13 protein-coding genes are annotated in these 14,708 nt (G+C 72.9%); 5 read left to right on the forward strand and 8 right to left on the reverse strand.

The window, feature by feature from the left end:
- Positions 1-1,059: response regulator (locus tag MKK70_RS19735; RefSeq protein WP_243949444.1), on the forward strand; the 1,059-nt coding region annotated here is incomplete at its 5' end.
- Positions 1,060-1,111: 52 nt separating this feature from the next.
- On the opposite strand, the gene MKK70_RS19740 is transcribed toward MKK70_RS19735, so the two are convergent.
- The 5 genes from MKK70_RS19740 to maiA form a co-directional block, all read right to left on the reverse strand.
- Complete coding sequence (locus tag MKK70_RS19740) at positions 1,112-1,429, reverse strand: hypothetical protein (RefSeq protein WP_147727660.1); 318 nt, start codon at positions 1,427-1,429, stop codon at positions 1,112-1,114.
- On the reverse strand, positions 1,426-1,740 hold the full coding sequence (locus MKK70_RS19745) for an EthD family reductase (RefSeq protein ID WP_147727659.1): 315 nt from the start codon (positions 1,738-1,740) through the stop codon (positions 1,426-1,428). Before MKK70_RS19745 ends, MKK70_RS19740 begins: the two co-directional genes overlap by 4 nt.
- A gap of 133 nt (positions 1,741-1,873) precedes the next feature.
- Positions 1,874-2,458, reverse strand: a complete 585-nt coding sequence (locus MKK70_RS19750; RefSeq protein WP_243949445.1) for a hypothetical protein — start codon at positions 2,456-2,458, stop codon at positions 1,874-1,876.
- Between the two features lie 114 nt (positions 2,459-2,572).
- The gene (locus tag MKK70_RS19755) at positions 2,573-3,904 is read right to left on the reverse strand and encodes an NAD(P)/FAD-dependent oxidoreductase (RefSeq protein ID WP_147727658.1); all 1,332 of its coding nucleotides are present in this window, start codon (positions 3,902-3,904) and stop codon (positions 2,573-2,575) included.
- 210 nt (positions 3,905-4,114) lie between these two features.
- A complete protein-coding gene (gene maiA / locus MKK70_RS19760) occupies positions 4,115-4,762 on the reverse strand; it encodes a maleylacetoacetate isomerase (protein ID WP_147727662.1) in 648 nt (215 codons plus the stop codon).
- Positions 4,763-4,949: 187 nt separating this feature from the next.
- Here maiA and dgcN point away from each other — a divergent pair, with 187 nt between their 5' ends.
- Together dgcN and dgcA are read left to right on the forward strand one after the other, a co-directional pair.
- Positions 4,950-5,969: an N-acetyltransferase DgcN gene (gene dgcN / locus MKK70_RS19765; protein WP_243949446.1), complete on the forward strand. Its 1,020-nt coding sequence runs from the start codon at positions 4,950-4,952 to the stop codon at positions 5,967-5,969.
- Positions 5,966-6,952, forward strand: coding sequence for an N-acetyl-D-Glu racemase DgcA (gene dgcA, locus MKK70_RS19770; protein WP_243932735.1), 987 nt, complete (start codon positions 5,966-5,968; stop codon positions 6,950-6,952). The genes dgcN and dgcA overlap by 4 nt, the downstream gene beginning before the upstream one ends.
- Positions 6,953-7,181: 229 nt before the next feature.
- Here the strand turns inward: dgcA and MKK70_RS19775 are convergent, their stop codons facing one another.
- Positions 7,182-7,955: a class I SAM-dependent methyltransferase gene (locus MKK70_RS19775; RefSeq protein WP_243949447.1), complete on the reverse strand. Its 774-nt coding sequence runs from the start codon at positions 7,953-7,955 to the stop codon at positions 7,182-7,184.
- Positions 7,956-7,966: 11 nt separating this feature from the next.
- The gene (locus MKK70_RS19780; RefSeq protein WP_147728774.1) at positions 7,967-9,175 is read right to left on the reverse strand and encodes an MFS transporter; all 1,209 of its coding nucleotides are present in this window, start codon (positions 9,173-9,175) and stop codon (positions 7,967-7,969) included.
- Between the two features lie 468 nt (positions 9,176-9,643).
- Here MKK70_RS19780 and MKK70_RS19785 point away from each other — a divergent pair, with 468 nt between their 5' ends.
- Entirely contained in the window at positions 9,644-11,026 is a 1,383-nt protein-coding gene (locus tag MKK70_RS19785) for a phosphatase PAP2 family protein (RefSeq protein WP_243949448.1), read from the forward strand.
- Positions 10,951-13,080 carry an autotransporter domain-containing protein gene (locus MKK70_RS19790; protein WP_243949449.1) on the forward strand — a complete coding sequence of 710 codons (2,130 nt, stop codon included), beginning with the start codon at positions 10,951-10,953 and terminating at the stop codon, positions 13,078-13,080. Before MKK70_RS19785 ends, MKK70_RS19790 begins: the two co-directional genes overlap by 76 nt.
- 51 nt (positions 13,081-13,131) lie before the next feature.
- On the opposite strand, the gene MKK70_RS19795 is transcribed toward MKK70_RS19790, so the two are convergent.
- The coding region (locus tag MKK70_RS19795) for an OmpA family protein (protein ID WP_243949450.1) at positions 13,132-14,708 on the reverse strand (1,577 nt) is incomplete at its 5' end.

The raw sequence follows: 14,708 nt of genomic DNA on the forward strand, positions 1-14,708 counted from the left end.
GGGGCGCGCGGCCACGACCTGCGCTTCGAGGTCACCGACACCGGCATCGGGATCAATTCGGCGCAGCAGGACCGGCTGTTCAAGCGCTTCAGCCAGGTCGACGGCTCGATCAGCCGGCGCTTCGGCGGCACCGGCCTCGGCTTGGTGATCTGCCGCCACCTGCTCTCGTTGATGGGCGGCGAGATCGGCGTCGACAGCCGCGAGGGCGTCGGCTCGACCTTCTGGTTCACCCTCACGCTGCCGCCGGGCGAGGAGACCGGCGTCGCGGCGGCAACGTCCGCCGCTCCGGCCACGGACCCCGCCGGACGCGCCGTGCGGCTGCTTCTCGCCGAGGACGTGCCGCTTAACCAGGAGCTCGCCTGCGCGGTGCTCGAGGCGCAGGGCTACGTGGTGGACGTGGTCGAGGACGGCGCCGAGACGATCGTCGCGGTCGAGGCGGCGCTGAAGCAGGGCAGGGGCTACGACCTCGTGCTGATGGACGTGCAGATGCCGGTGATGGACGGCCTGACCGCGACGCGCCACATCCGCGCGCTGGCGTCGCCGGCCCGCGAGATCCCGATCGTGGCGATGACCGCCAACGTGCTGCCGAAGCAGATCGAGGATCTGCGCGCGGCCGGGATGGACGACCATGTCGGCAAGCCGTTCCGGCGCGCCGACCTCTACGCCACCATCGCGCGCTGGACCGGGCCGCAGCGCGAGACCCGCCCGGCCGCCCCGATCCCGGCGCCGGACGGCGCGAACGCGGTGCTCGACCCGGCGGTGTTCGACGCCCTCAAGGACGGCTTCGGGCCGGAGCGCGTGGCGACGCTGCTCGACCTGATGGGCAGCGAGCTGCGCGATCGCTTCCGCACCGACGAGGACGACCGGGTCCAGGTCGCCCACGACGCGCACGCGCTGGTCTCGGCCGCCGGCATGCTCGGCTTCACCCGGCTGTCGCGCCTGTGCCGCGAGATCGAGGCCGCCGCCCACGGCGACGGCGACCTGCGCCCGCTCATCCACCGGCTCGAGATCCAGCGGGCCGAGGTGCTGGGCACGATCCACAAGCTCAAGGCGGCCTGACGCCCGTTTCCCTCCCCCTCACAGGTGGGGGAGGGACCGGCGACGGGGGCCCCTACGCCTCCGGCGCGGCCGCGTCGTCCTCGGGCTCCGGGTCGGCCGTCCAGGCGGTGGCGAAGGCGGCGAGGTGCTGCGCCTCCGCGAACGCCATCACGGTGACCTCGCGCTCGGCCGGCATGGCGCCGGGATAGGGGGCGAGCAGGATGGTCTTGCGCACGAGGCGGGCGCCGGGCGCGTTCTCGGCGATCCAGGCTTCGGCCTCGGGCACCAGCGCCTCGGCGGTGGCGAGCGCCCGCGAATCCGGGCGCAGCACGATCACGCGGGTGCCGAGGCCGGGGTCGGCGGCCTGGACCGCCTGGACGATGTCGATCACGCGGTCGCCTCGGGCAATTCGTTGATCTGCACCGCGGCCTGGGCGTCGGTGAACTTGGGGATGTCGCCGAAGATCTCGGGGCCGTGCTCGGCCGCGGCCTTCGTGAAGGCGTCGGCCGATTCGAAGGTCAGCAGCGCCATCACCTGAAACGGGGCCGGCTTGCCGTCCGGCGTGCCGACGCCGCGCACGATCTTGGCCTCGTGCAGGCCCAGGGGCGACCAGCGCTCGCGCACCAGCGGCATGTGGTGGCCGAGATAGTAGTCCATGTCGAACCGGGGACCGGCCGGATACATCACGCTGACGAGGATCATGGCTATCGAACACTCCCTAGCGGCGCGTCTGCCGCGCGCCGCCGGCACGGAACCACCGAATGATGCCCGACGCAACGGCGTCCGTCCGCCGACGACTGCCGTGCTTCGACTCGCGAGCCTTCGATCGCCCCGGTCAGTTCGATGCGCGGAAACTGTAGAAATGGCCGGTCATATGTTGCATGGTGCTCGGTATATTGACCGATATGACGCCAGTGGACGATTTCGCGTACGGCCAGTAAAGCCGCCGATACGGTCCTGCTCCGTCCGTTTCGTCATAGATGATGTAGTGAAACGCGTTCGTTGTCGCGAACTCTGACTCGTCGTCGTAATCCACGACGATCTGCAATGGGTCCGTCGCCGTCTGCTTTGCCCGTGCATCCTCAACCTGCCGCACGAACTCTGCTTGGCGCGCTTGGAACGCGTTCTTATCCTTCCACCGCACGAAGAGAGGCGCGTGATACGTGATGCCGACCGCCACGCCGATGCCGGCGGCGATCGAAAACGCACGGCGTATGCGCCGTCGCCGGATATCGTAGGCGAACCATGTGACCGCGATCGCCATGATCGAGATCACCAATGCCGGCAGGATCAGCAAGAACGGGCCGCCTGCATGGATGGCAAGCACGAAGAGGACCCCGCCCAGTGCCAAGACGGCGATGGAGGTCGGCGACCATGCATCCGGCCCGGTCGTCCTCATGGCTTGATCCGGCTTGGCCAAGGCGTTCTCCGCATCACCGCCTCGGGTCCGTCGATCGTCGCCTTCCATCCGAGGTGCAGGGCGAGACGCGGCCGACTCGCTCGGAAGCAACGACGCGTCACGCCCCGAACCGCTTCAGTGCAGCTTCACCCGCGCCTCGGTGCGGCGGGTGAGCGCGCGGGCGGCAGCGTCGAGGGCGGTCTTCACTGTGCCGTGCAGGGCCTGCTCGTGCATCTTGTACAGCGAGCGGTACATCATCCGCGCGAACAGCCCGGCGATGAACATGTTCTTGCCGCGGATGAACCCCATCAGGCTGCCGACCGTCGAGTATTCGCCGAGCGAGACCAGCGAGCCGAAGTCGCGGTACTTGAACGGCTTCAGCGGCCGCCCGGCGATGCGGGCGGGGATCTGCTTGATCAGGTAGGTCGCCTGCTGGTGCGCCGCCTGGGCGCGGGGCGGCACCGGCCGGTCGGAGCCGGCCTCGACGAGGTAGGCGCAGTCGCCCACCGCGAAGATGTCGGGATCGTGGGTGGTCTGCAGCGTCGGCGTCACCACGAGCTGGTTGGTGCGGGTGGTCTCCAGGCCGCCGAGGCCCTGCAGGAACGGCGGCGCCTTCACGCCGGCCGCCCAGACCACGAGCTCGGACGGGATGAACGCGCCGTCGGCCAGCGCCACGCCGTCGGCGCGCACCTCCGTGACCCGCGCCTGGACGCGGACCTCGACGCCGATCTTGGCGAGCAGCGCCATCACCTCGGACGAGAGCCGCGGCGGCACCGCCGGCAGGATGCGGTCGGCCGCCTCGACCAGTGTGATCTTCAGGTCCTTGGCCGGATCGATCCGGTCCATGCCGGTGGAGACCACGTCGCGGACGGTCCGGTGCAGCTCGGCCGCGAGCTCGGTGCCGGTCGCGCCGGCGCCGATCACCGTGACGTGGAGCTGCCCCGGCCGCACCGGGCCGACCTGGGTGTGGGCGCGCAGCATCGCGTTCACCAGCCGCTGGTGGAAGCGCACCGCCTGGTCCTGGGTGTCGAGCGCGATGGCGTGCTCCTTCACCCCGGGCGTGCCGAAATCGTTGGTGGTGGAGCCCACCGCCATCACCAGGGTGTCGTAGCCGACCGAGCGCACCGGCGTGATCTCGCGGCCTTCCGCATCGTGGCTGGCGGCGAGCTGGATCGTGCGCGCCGTCCGGTCGAGCCCGGTCATCTCGCCGATGCGGTAGCGGAAATGGTGCTGGTGGGCGTGGTGCAGGTAGTCGACCGCGTGGTGGCCGACGTCGAGGCTGCCGGCGGCGACCTCGTGCAGCAGCGGCTTCCAGATGTGGGTGCGCGCCCGGTCGACCAGGGTGACGTGGACGTCCTTGCCGCGCCCGAGCTTGTCCCCGAGCTTGGTCGCCAGCTGAAGGCCCGCCGCGCCGCCGCCGACCACGACGATGCGGTGCAGGCCCTGTTCGTTCTCGCCCGGTACCATGCCTGTCTCGTTGCTCCTCGGTGCGGCCGTCGCCGCCTCATCGCCGGTGGTGCCCCCGTGCACAGGCACCACCCGTGCCGCCGTTCCGGGCGGGGCCATCTCGGAACGGTTCTAGACCATACCGGGATGGCCGTAATCCGGCGGGCGCCGTCAAAATTTTTTGGCCATGCCTCAAGCCTATCGCTCAAGCATCGGCCGCGAGCGGCGGCCTCACGCGGCCGGCGCGCCGGGCTGGCGCTTGGGATGGGCCTCGGCGAAGGCCGGCAGCGCCAGGCACGCCTCGGCGATGCGCGCCACGGTGGGGTAGGGCGCGGTCTCCACCCCGAAGATGCCCGTGCCGACCCACAGGCTGACGAGGCAGAGGTCGGCGTGGCTCACCGCGTCGCCCTGGCTGAACCGGCCGGTGCCGGGCTCCGTGGAGAGCCGGGTCTCCAGCGTCTTCAGGCCGCTCTCGAAGGCGTGGCGGACGAAGCCCATCATGCGCTCCCTGGGGAGATCGTAGGCCTCCATCAGGTAGGTGCGCACCCGCGGCACGTAGAGCGGGTGGGTGTCGCAGGCCACGAGCTGCGCCAGCGAGCGGGCGCGCGCCCGCTCGCGCGGATCGGCCGGCAGCAGCTTCACGCCGCCCTTGGTCTCCTCCAGGTAGTCGAGGATCGCGAGCGACTGGGTCAGCGGCGGCCCGTCGCCGTCGAACAGGGCGGGCACCGCGCCCTGCGGGTTGATCGCGCGGAATTCCGGCGCGTGCTGGTCGCCGGCATCGAGGTCGATGAAGGTCTCCTCGTAGGCGATCCCCTTCAGCTTCAGCGCGATCCGCACCCGGAAGGCGGCGGCCGAGCGCCAGTTGCCGTACATCCTGATCATGCCACATGGCCCTTCATCGGTTTCGGCGGGGACCACACCGCACAACCGGGCGGGCCGCAAGGGCGAAGCGTCGGCGAAGCGCGGTCTGGCCGTGATCGTGCATTGCCCCGCGGACGCGATCCCGCGATAGGGACGAGACCGCGACGACGCGCGCGACACGGCGCGCGACAAGGGATGACGGCCGATGCAGATCGAGACGCCCTATCTGATGTTCCTCGGCGACGTGCCGGACCGGCTCGCCGCCAAGACCGCCTACGGCATCGTCGACTGGCGCCCGGACTGGTGCATCGGCCAGATCCGCCTGCCGGGCTGCGCGGCCGACCTCGGCATCCCCGACCTGACCCTCGACGAGGCGCTGGCCAAGGGCTGCCGCACGATGGTGATCGGCGTCGCCAATGCCGGCGGCGTTCTGCCGGAGCACTGGGTCGCCGAGATCGTCGCCGCGCTGGAGGCCGGGTTCGACATCGCGAGCGGCCTGCACGCGCGCCTCGGCGCGGTGCCGGCCATCGCCGAGGCGGCCGCGCGCCGCGGCCGGGCGCTGCACGACGTGCGCCACACCGACGAGACCTTCGCCACCGGCAAGGGCACCAAGCGCCCGGGCCGCCGCCTGCTCGCGGTCGGGACCGATTGCTCGGTCGGCAAGAAGTACACGGTGCTGGCGCTGGAGAAGGGGATGCGCGCGCGCGGCATGGACGCGGATTTCCGCGCCACCGGCCAGACCGGGGTGTTCATCTCCGGCCGCGGCGTCGCGATCGACGCGGTGGTGGCCGACTTCATCTCCGGCGCGGTGGAGTGGATCGCGCCCGCGGCCGACCCGAAGCACTGGGACCTGATCGAGGGCCAGGGCTCGCTCTACCACCCGTCGTTTGCCGGCGTCAGCCTCGGGCTGCTGCACGGGGCGCAGGCGGACGCCTTCGTGGTCTGCCACGAGCCGAGCCGCACGACGATGCGCGGTGTCCAGCACCCGCTGCCCTCGATCCGCCAGGTGATCGACCTGACGATCCAGCTCGGCAGCCTGACCAACCCCGGCATCAGGCCCACCGGCATCGCCGTGAACACCCAGGCCCTCGAGGAGGATCCCGCCCGCGCGCTGCTCGAGAAGCTCGGCGCGGAATACGGCCTGCCCGCCACCGACCCGGTGCGCTTCGGCGTCGAGGGCCTCGTCGACCGGCTGATCGCCGCGTTCCCCGAGACCGCGCCGTGAGGCGGCTCGCGGTCGCCGTCGAGCGCTTCCCGATCGCCGGCGCCTTCACGATCAGCCGCGGCAGCCGCACGGAAGCCGTGGTCGTCACCGCGCGGATCGCCGACGCCGAGCGGGCGGTCGCCGGCTGGGGCGAGTGCGTGCCCTATCCGCGCTACGGCGAGAGCGTCGAGAGCGTGGCCGCGGCGATCGAGGCGCAAGGCGACGCGATCGCCGCCGGCCTCGGCCGCGCCGAGCTGCTGGAGCGGATGAAGCCCGGTGCGGCGCGCAACGCGCTCGACTGCGCGCTGTTCGATTTCGAGGCCAAGGCGTCCGGCCGCCCGGCCTGGGAGATCGCCGGGCTCGCGGCGCCGTCGCCGGCCACCACCGCCTACACCCTGAGCCTCGGCACACCCGAGAGCATGGAGGCGGCCGCGCGCGACGCGTCGGCCCGGCCGCTGCTCAAGGTGAAGCTCGGCGGCGCGGGCGACCCCGCGCGCATCGCCGCGGTGCGCCGCGGCGCGCCCGACAGCCGGCTCATCGTCGACGCCAACGAGGCGTGGGGGCCGGAGACGCTCGAGGCCAACCTCGCGGCCTGCCTCGCCGCCGGCGTGACGCTGATCGAGCAGCCGCTGCCGGCCGACGACGACGGGCTTCTGAGCCGGATCGAGCGCCCGATCCCGATCTGCGCCGACGAGAGCCTGCACGACCGCGCCGGGCTCGATCATCTGGCCGGCCGCTACGACGCGATCAACATCAAGCTCGACAAGACCGGCGGCCTCACCGAGGCGATCATGCTCGCCCATGAGGCCCGCGCCCGCGGCCTCTCGCTGATGATCGGCTGCATGGTCGGCACCTCGCTCGCCATGGCGCCGGCGATGCTGCTCGCCCACCACGCCGACACGATCGACCTCGACGGCCCGCTGCTCCTCGCCCGCGACCGCACGCCGGGCCTGCTGTTCGAGGGCAGCACGATCCATCCGCCGGAGCGGGACCTTTGGGGGTGAGGCGCGGCCGCTTCTCCCTTCCCCGCAAAAGAGGGGAGGGAGGGGCGCGCTGGTCGGGCACCGCGATGGTCATGACATCGGGCGCGCTCATTCCGGGGCTGCGAAGCGGAGCCCGGAAACCAGAGCCGCAGGTGGTGCCTCGGTTCGCGCGCGCGTCAGTTCTGGATTCCGGGCTCGCCCGCGGCGCCCCGGAATGACGGGTTGGCCCAGCCCGGCGCCTGCGACGCCCCTAAGCCGCCACCGCCTCGATCAGCACCGTGTCGAGCCAGAAGCTTCCGTCCGGCGCGAGGCCGAAATGGTGGGCGACCTCGTCGGGGGCGGTGGCCTGAAGGGCGCGGATCGCGGTGACCAGCGGCTCGGGCGTGCGCATCCGGGCGATCCAGGTGGCGAAGTCCATGCGCAGGCGGCCATGGGTGATCCTGTCGACGGTGAATCCCGCCTCGGCGAGCATCGCCAGCCACTCGGGCACCGAATAGTCGCGCACGTGCGAGGGGTCGCGCAGCAGCTCGACCGACTGGAGATGGGTGTCGAGGAGGGCGTCGTCCGGGGCGACGATGTCGGCGACGAGCGCCGGCGCGCCGGGCTTGGCCACGCGCCGCGCTTCGGCGAGGCCGGCCCGCACGTCGCGCCAGTGATGCGCGCTGAAGCGGGTCGCGACCGCGTCGAAGGCCGCGTCGGGAAACGGCAGCGCCGCGGCCGAGCCGGCCTCGGTCGCGATGTTGGGCAAGCCGCGCCGGCCCGCTTCCGCCGCCACCGCGGCGAGCATGTCGGGCGAGAGGTCGAGCGCGGTGACTGTGCCGGCATGCGGCGCCATCGCGAAGGCGACGTGGCCGCCGCCGCAGCCGAGATCGAGGGCGCGGGCCGGGCGCACCGTTCGCATGCGCTCGGCGATGCGGTCGAGGTCGGCGCCGGCGGCGTGGACTGCGCTCGCGACGTAGGACGCGGCCTGCGCGCCGAACCGGTCGGCGACGTGGGTCTCGTGGCGGCGCGTGGGGGCGCTCATGGGATCCTCCCTCAGGGCGCCGGCACCAGCGGCGCGAGGCGCGAGAGCCGGAGCGCGACGGCGAGCGCCAGCCCGTAGAGCAGGCCGACGAACGCCACCACGCCGGTCCAGCCGGAATGGGCGAAGAACCAGCCGCCCATCGTGCCGAGCACCGACGAGCCGAGATAGTACAGCGACAGGTACACCGCCGAGGCCTGGGCGCGATCGCGCAGGGCGCGGCGGCCGATCCAGCTGCTCGCCACCGAATGGGCGCCGAAGAAGCCGATGGTGACGACGACGATGCCGAGCACGACGAGCCACAGGCTCTGCGACAGGGTCATCAGGATGCCGGCGATCGCCACGGTGATCGCCAGCCACAGCACCTTGCGCCGCCCGAGCCGGCTCGCGACCTCGCCGGTGAGCGTCGAGCTCATCGTGCCGAACAGGTAGACGACGAAGATCGCGCCGATCGCGGTCTGGCTCAGCGAGAACGGCGGGTCGAGCAGGCGGAAGCCGATGTAGTTGTAGACGCATACGAAGCCGCCCATCAGCAGGAAGGCTTCCGCGAACAGCCACGGCAGGCCGGGATCGCGGAAGTGCTGGCCGAAGGTGCCGGGCACCTCGCGCCAGCGCATCGGGTGGGCGACGAAGCTGCGCGAGGGCGGCAGCGCCCACCAGAACGCGAAGGCCGCGACCAGCGCCAGCACGCCGATGGTGCCGATCCCGAGCCGCCACGAGGCGTGGTCGGCGATGATGCCGGCGATCAGCCGCCCGCACATCCCGCCGACCGCGTTGCCGCCGACGAGCAGGCCCATCGACAGGCCGATCGAGCGCCCGTCCATCTCCTCGCCGAGATAGGCCATCGCCACCGCCGGCAGACCGCTCGCGGCGAGGCCGGTGAGCGCGCGCAGCACCAGGAACCCGTGCCAGCTCGGCACCAGCGCGGCGACGATCGTGAGGAGGGCGGAGGCGAAGAGCGAGGCCAGCATCACCGGCTTGCGGCCGAGCACCTCGGAAATCGGGCTGACGAAGAGCAGCGCCACCGCCAGCACCCCGCAGGGCAGCGACAGGGCGAGGCTGCTCTCGGCCGGCGACACGCCGAAATCGTCGGCATAGACCGGCAGCAGCGGCTGCACGCCGTAGAGCACCGCGAAGGTGGAGAATCCGGCCGCCGCCAGCGCCAGCGCCGTGCGGCGGAAGACCGGCGTGCCCGATCGGATCAGCTCGACGCCGTCGCTCATGCGTTCCTGGTTCCGGCTCCGTCCGGTGGCGGCGTCGGTGTTGGGCCGCGTCCCGGGCCGGCGTCAACAGCCGAAGGCGCAGAGCGGTTCGATTCCGACGCTTTCCACGGCCGCCCGGCCGACGCACGGATCCCTGAGCCCGCCGCGGCGGCACCGGCACCGGCCGCGCGACCAGCGTATCGGCCAAGACGATCGCCCGCGGCGAACCCGGAGGCCGGGTACTCGCGGCCGGACGGAAGGGCCGTCACAAGACTTACACGGCCGCTGGATAAGCGTGACCGCAAGCACAGAGCGACGAAACGGGCGTCGCACCGGCGCCCGCATTGGCATCACCCGGCGAAACCTGACGGCTCGGGTGCAGAATACGTCATCGATACAACTGGAGCGCGCGTTCTACTGGGCCGGCGGCCCAGGGCGCGCGATCGCCCGGTCATCCGTTTCGACCCCCGCCGCTTGAATGGACCCTCCATGCGCGTTCCGCTCAAGGCCGCCCTCCTCGGCGCGACCGTCCTCCTGCCGGCCCGTGCGGACGCGCAGGCGCTTCCGGCAGGGCCGGCGCCGGGCTTTCCCAACAGCACGTCCGTGAGTCCGGGTACCGTCCTCGACCGCCTGTTCGACAGCTACGGGCGGCTCCTAACGGGCGACCCCGCGGTGCTGACGCAGAACTACCAGACCGTCGTATCGATGACGCAGGCGCGCACCGCCGACCAGACGCTTGCGGCGGTGCGCGACGACCGGACCGCGCAGCCCTACAGCGTGCTCAACGGCCTCGGGCCGCTGACCGGCCTGTATCTCACGGGCGCCGGCGCCTCGTTCGGCGGGACGACGCCCGCGCGTCTGACGCCCACCACCTACGCCGCGCCGACGCTGTCCGAATACGCGGCCGACATCGGCCTGGGCACCGGTGCCAGCGCCGGGACGACCACCTTCGGCAACGGAACCGCGACGCCGCTCGCCGCGGCGGTGAGCTTCATCAACAACGTGGTCCGGGCGAACGGCTCGACCGAGCCGGCCAAGCGGATCTTCGAGCGCTACCAGGGCGCGACGCCGGCCGTCGGCCCGCTGGACCCCCGCTACGGCAACTACAACGCGATCACGAACCGGACCGCGCTGAGGGCGTCCGACACCGCGAGCCTCGTCGTCCCGGCCTACCTGTCGAGCTTCCCCGTCCCCGCCGTCTACGGCACCACGGCGGCCTGGGTCCGCGGCTTCACCGTGACCCGGGCGATGATCGATGCCAACGGCGGAAGGCCGCTCACCGCGCCGAACGTCGGCAGCTTCGATGCGGCGGGCACCTTCACCGCGGCCACCTTCGGCGTCGGCGACTACCTGCCGGGCGTCGGCACCGCGCCGCGGCCCTACCGCGTCTCGACCTCCGTCAGCGTGCCCACCCTGCTCCAGCCGGTCATCAACGGCACCAACCCCTACGCGGACGGCGCCTTTCCGAGCGGCCATACCAATTCCGGCACGCTCCAGGCGCTCGGCGTCGGCTTCCTGGTGCCGCAGCAGTTCCAGGAACTGCTCGCCCGCGCCGCCGACCTCGGCAACGACCGCATCCTCGCCGGCATGCACTCGCCCCTCGACGTGATGGGCGGCCGCATGGAGGCCACCGCGATCGCCGCCACGAACATCTACGCCGCGCTCTACGACGCGAGCGGCAACCGGCTCGATTGGACCAACCCCGCCAACGCCGCGGCCTACGCGGTCTACGAAGCCTACCGGCAGACCCAGTCCTACCTCGCGGCCTCCTGCGGGCCCCGAGCGTGGGCGCCTGCGTGGCGGCTGCGTCGAGCGCCGCCGACCCCTTCGGCGACGCCGCGCAGAACAGGGCGAACTACCGCGCGCGGATGACCTACGGCTTCCAGCCGACGGGCCCGCAGGCCGCGATGACCGCCGCGGAGGTCCCGGTCCAGGCGCAGGTCCTGCTCCTCACCCGCTTCCCCTACCTGACCGACGCCCAGCGGACGGACGTGCTGGCGAGCACCGGCCTGCCCTCGGGGTATCCGCTTCTCGACGGGAACACCTACGGCGGCTGGGGACGGATCAACCTCTACGCCGCCAACGACGGCTACGGGACCTTCGCCAGCACCGTCTCCGTGACCATGGATGCGTCGCAGGGCGGCTACGGCGCGAGCGACAGCTGGAACAACGACATCTCCGGCCCCGGCGGCCTGATCAAGAACGGCAGCGGCGCCCTGCGGCTGGGCGGCACCGATACCTATGCCGGCCCGACCCTCGTCAACGGCGGAACCCTGACCGTGGACGGCTCGCTCGTCTCGACGGTCACCGTCGCGGGCGGCCGGCTCGGCGGCTCGGGCACGGTGGGGGGGCTCGCCGTCCTGCCGGGCGGCACGGTGGCGCCGGGCCATTCGATCGGCACCCTGACGGTCGCGGGCAGCGCCGCCTTCGCGGCGGGCTCGGCCTATCAGGTCGAGGCCGACGCCGCCGGCCGGTCCGACCGCCTCGCGGTGGCCGGCACCGCCACGCTCGCGGGCGGAACGGTGCAGGTGCTGGCCCAAGCCGGCAGCTACGGCCCGCGCACCCGCTACGCGATCCTCGATGCGGCCCGGGGCGTGTCGGGGCGGTTTTCCGGCGCGACATCGAACTTCGCCTTCCTGACGCCGACGCTCCGCTACGAGCCGACCGCGGTCGATCTGACCCTGACCCGCAACGACGTGGCGTTCTCCGCCATCGCCACGACCCGCAACGCGGCGGCGGTCGCCGACGCGATCCAGGCGGGCGGCCCGGGCGCCGGCGCCTACGCCGCGACCGTCGGGCTGACCACGCCGGAGGCGCAGGGCGCGTTCCCGGCGCTTGCCGGCGACGTCCACGCCTCGGCGGTGTCCGGGTCCTACCAAACCACGTTCTTCGTCCGCGAGGCGATCCTCGACCGGCTGCGCTGGGGCGTCACCCCCGGTTCGGCGGACAGGCCGAGCTTCGGCGACCTGCCGGCGCGCTATTCCGCCGACCTGCCGGAAAGCCGGCCGATGATCGCCTCCGTGCCGATGCGGATCCTCGACCCGACCGTGGTCGGCGTCTGGGGCCAGGGCTTCGGCGCCTTCGGCGGCGCCGGCGGCGGCAACGCCTTCGGCCTCGACCGGACGCTGGCGGGCTTCGCCGCCGGCCTCGACGTGCGCCTGCCGAGCGGGTTCAGGCTCGGGCTCGTCGGCGGCTACGCCGAGAGCGCCCTCGACACCGCCGGTCGCCGCGAATCGGCCGGCGTCACCGGCGGGTTCGGCGGCGTCTACGGCGGCTACGAGCTCGGCCCGGTCTCGGTGCGGCTCGGCTCGGTCTACGCCGACGAATCCCTGCGCACCCGCCGCACTGTCGTCGTTCCGGGCGTGTCCGACACGCCGTCCGGCCGCTACGGCGGCGCCACGGTGCAGGGCTTCGGCGAGATCGGCTACCGGTTCCTCGTCGGAGCGCCCGCGCCGGCCGTGCCGGTGGACGCGGAACTGGGCGTGCCGGTGCGATCGGCCCCGACCTACGTCGAGCCCTTCGTCGGTGGCGCCTATGTCGGCATCCACCGCGACCGCTTCGCGGAGACCGGCGGCGTCGCCGCCCTGACCGGGTCCGCCCGCGACTACGACCTCGGTGCCCTGACGGCGGGCCTGCGCGGGCAGGCGGCCTTCGACCTCGGCCTCGGCCTGCCGCTCTCGGCGCACGCGCTCCTCGGCTACCGCCGGGCGTACGGCGACGTGGTGCCGAAGGCGCTGCTGTCCTTCGGTGCGGGCCCGAGCTTCCTGGCGGCGGGCGTCCCGATCGATCGGGACGCGGTGGTGGCGGAGGTCGGCCTCGACCTGCGCCTGGCTTCCGGCGTGACCTTCGGCGCGGCCTATGCCGGCCAGACCGGCGCGCGGGCGCAGGACCACGCGGTGAAGGGCAACCTCACCTGCCGGTTCTGATTCGGCCTGTCGACGGATGCCGGCCCGGGGCGGGCCGGCATCACACCCATCCTATCGCGGCGGGGGAGCCGCCGGGGGCGCCCCGCTCTGCTGCAGCAGCGGGGTGATGCGGCGGACCGTGACCCGGCGGTTCTCGCGCGAGGCGTTCTGCGTGTTCACCTTCAGGTACTGCTCGCCGTAGCCCTGCGTGGTCAGGTTCTCGGGCGGCACCTGGAAGTTTTGGGTCAGCACCGTTGCGACCGACTGCGCCCGCCGATCCGACAGCGACAGGTTGTCGACGTCGGCGCCGACCGCGTCGGTGTAGCCCTCGATCAGGAACACCTCCTGCGGGTTGGCGCGGATCGCCTGGTTGATCGCCGCCGCGATCGTCGAGAGCCGGGCGGCCTGGTCGGGCGTGACCGTGAACGAGGCGGTGTCGAAGGTGATCGTGTCGATGTCGACGCTGCGCATCCGGGCGCGCAGCTGCGGGCTGTAGCGGACCTGGTCCAGCGTGTAGCGCCGGTCGACCGCCACCACCGGCGGCGCCGACAGGGCCTCGTAGACCGCGCGCTCGTCGGCCGCGCCGTAATCCACCACGTAGCGCTCGCGCGGGATGCGGATATCGGGCGGCGGCAGGTCGACCACGTCCTCGTAGATCGGGCGCGGGGCGCCGCCGTAGCTGTTGTCGATCAGCACGACCTCGCGGCCGTCGCGGAAGCGGCGGTAGCGGCGCAGCATCCGGCCGTCGTCGTCCACCACCGTCACGATCTGCTCGCCGCCGGGACGGTCGAGATAGGTGTAGGTGTCCGGCCCGCGCCGCTCGCTGCGGTAGCCGCCGCCGCCGATATCGCGGAAGCGCTCGTTCTCGTCGTGGCGGATGAAGTAGTTGTTCTGATCGCGCACGATGATCCGGCCGGGCTCGCGGATGTAGGTCCGCCCGTCCTCGTTGAACTCGCGGCGGTCGCGACGCACGCGGTCGTAGTCGCGCACGTCCTCGTCGTCGGTGCTGAAGCCGCCGGGGATGTAGCCGGGACGGCCGGGACGGTTGAAGCCGTCGCGGTCGCGGTCGCCGACGCGGCCTGTCGGCACGCCGCGCGGATCGTAGCCCGGCTGCCCGGGCTGGGCGCCCGGCTGCGTGTCGGAGCCGCGCAGTCCCGGCTGGCCGGGATTGCCCTGGCCCGGGCCGAACGGGCCGGCGCCCTGCGGCGGGACCGGCCGTCCGGGCACACCGGGGCCGGCGTTCGGGGCGGCATTGGGCGGGGCGGCATTGGGTGGGGTGGCATTGAGATTGCCATTCGGGCCGCCGGGGCGGCCCGGCCCGCCGGCGGCGCCGGGGGGCTCGACGGCATCGGGACGCTGGACCGGACGGCCCGGAACGCCGGGGCGCGCGTTCGGCGCCACCGCCCCGGGCTGCGCCGGCGGCGCGCCCGGCACCGTCGCGGGCGGCGTGCCGGGCGGGGTGGCGCGATCCTGCGGGCCGCCTTCGCCCGGGCGTGCGCCGGGCGGCTGCACCGGCCGGCCGGGAACGCCGGGCGCCGCGTTCGGCGCGGTGCGCTCGCCGGCATTCGGCGGCGTCGGCGCGCCGGGCGGCGGCGTCGCGGGCCGGTTCGGCTCGGCACCGGGCCGCGCGGGCGGGGCCGCCTGCGGCG

The sequence above is a fragment of the Methylobacterium sp. E-041 genome, assembly GCF_022829665.1.
Taxonomy (GTDB): domain Bacteria; phylum Pseudomonadota; class Alphaproteobacteria; order Rhizobiales; family Beijerinckiaceae; genus Methylobacterium.

Bases quoted from the DNA above. Each gene is read 5' to 3' on its own strand.
- MKK70_RS19745 (WP_147727659.1), bottom strand. From the start codon at position 1,740: ATGATCCTCGTCAGCGTGATGTATCCGGCCGGTCCCCGGTTCGACATG.
- MKK70_RS19755 (WP_147727658.1), bottom strand. From the start codon at position 3,904: ATGGTACCGGGCGAGAACGAACAGGGCCTGCACCGCATCGTCGTGGTC.
- MKK70_RS19775 (WP_243949447.1), bottom strand. From the start codon at position 7,955: ATGAGCGCCCCCACGCGCCGCCACGAGACCCACGTCGCCGACCGGTTC.
- dgcN (WP_243949446.1), top strand. From the start codon at position 4,950: ATGCAGATCGAGACGCCCTATCTGATGTTCCTCGGCGACGTGCCGGAC.
- MKK70_RS19780 (WP_147728774.1), bottom strand. From the start codon at position 9,175: ATGAGCGACGGCGTCGAGCTGATCCGATCGGGCACGCCGGTCTTCCGC.
- MKK70_RS19785 (WP_243949448.1), top strand. From the start codon at position 9,644: ATGCGCGTTCCGCTCAAGGCCGCCCTCCTCGGCGCGACCGTCCTCCTG.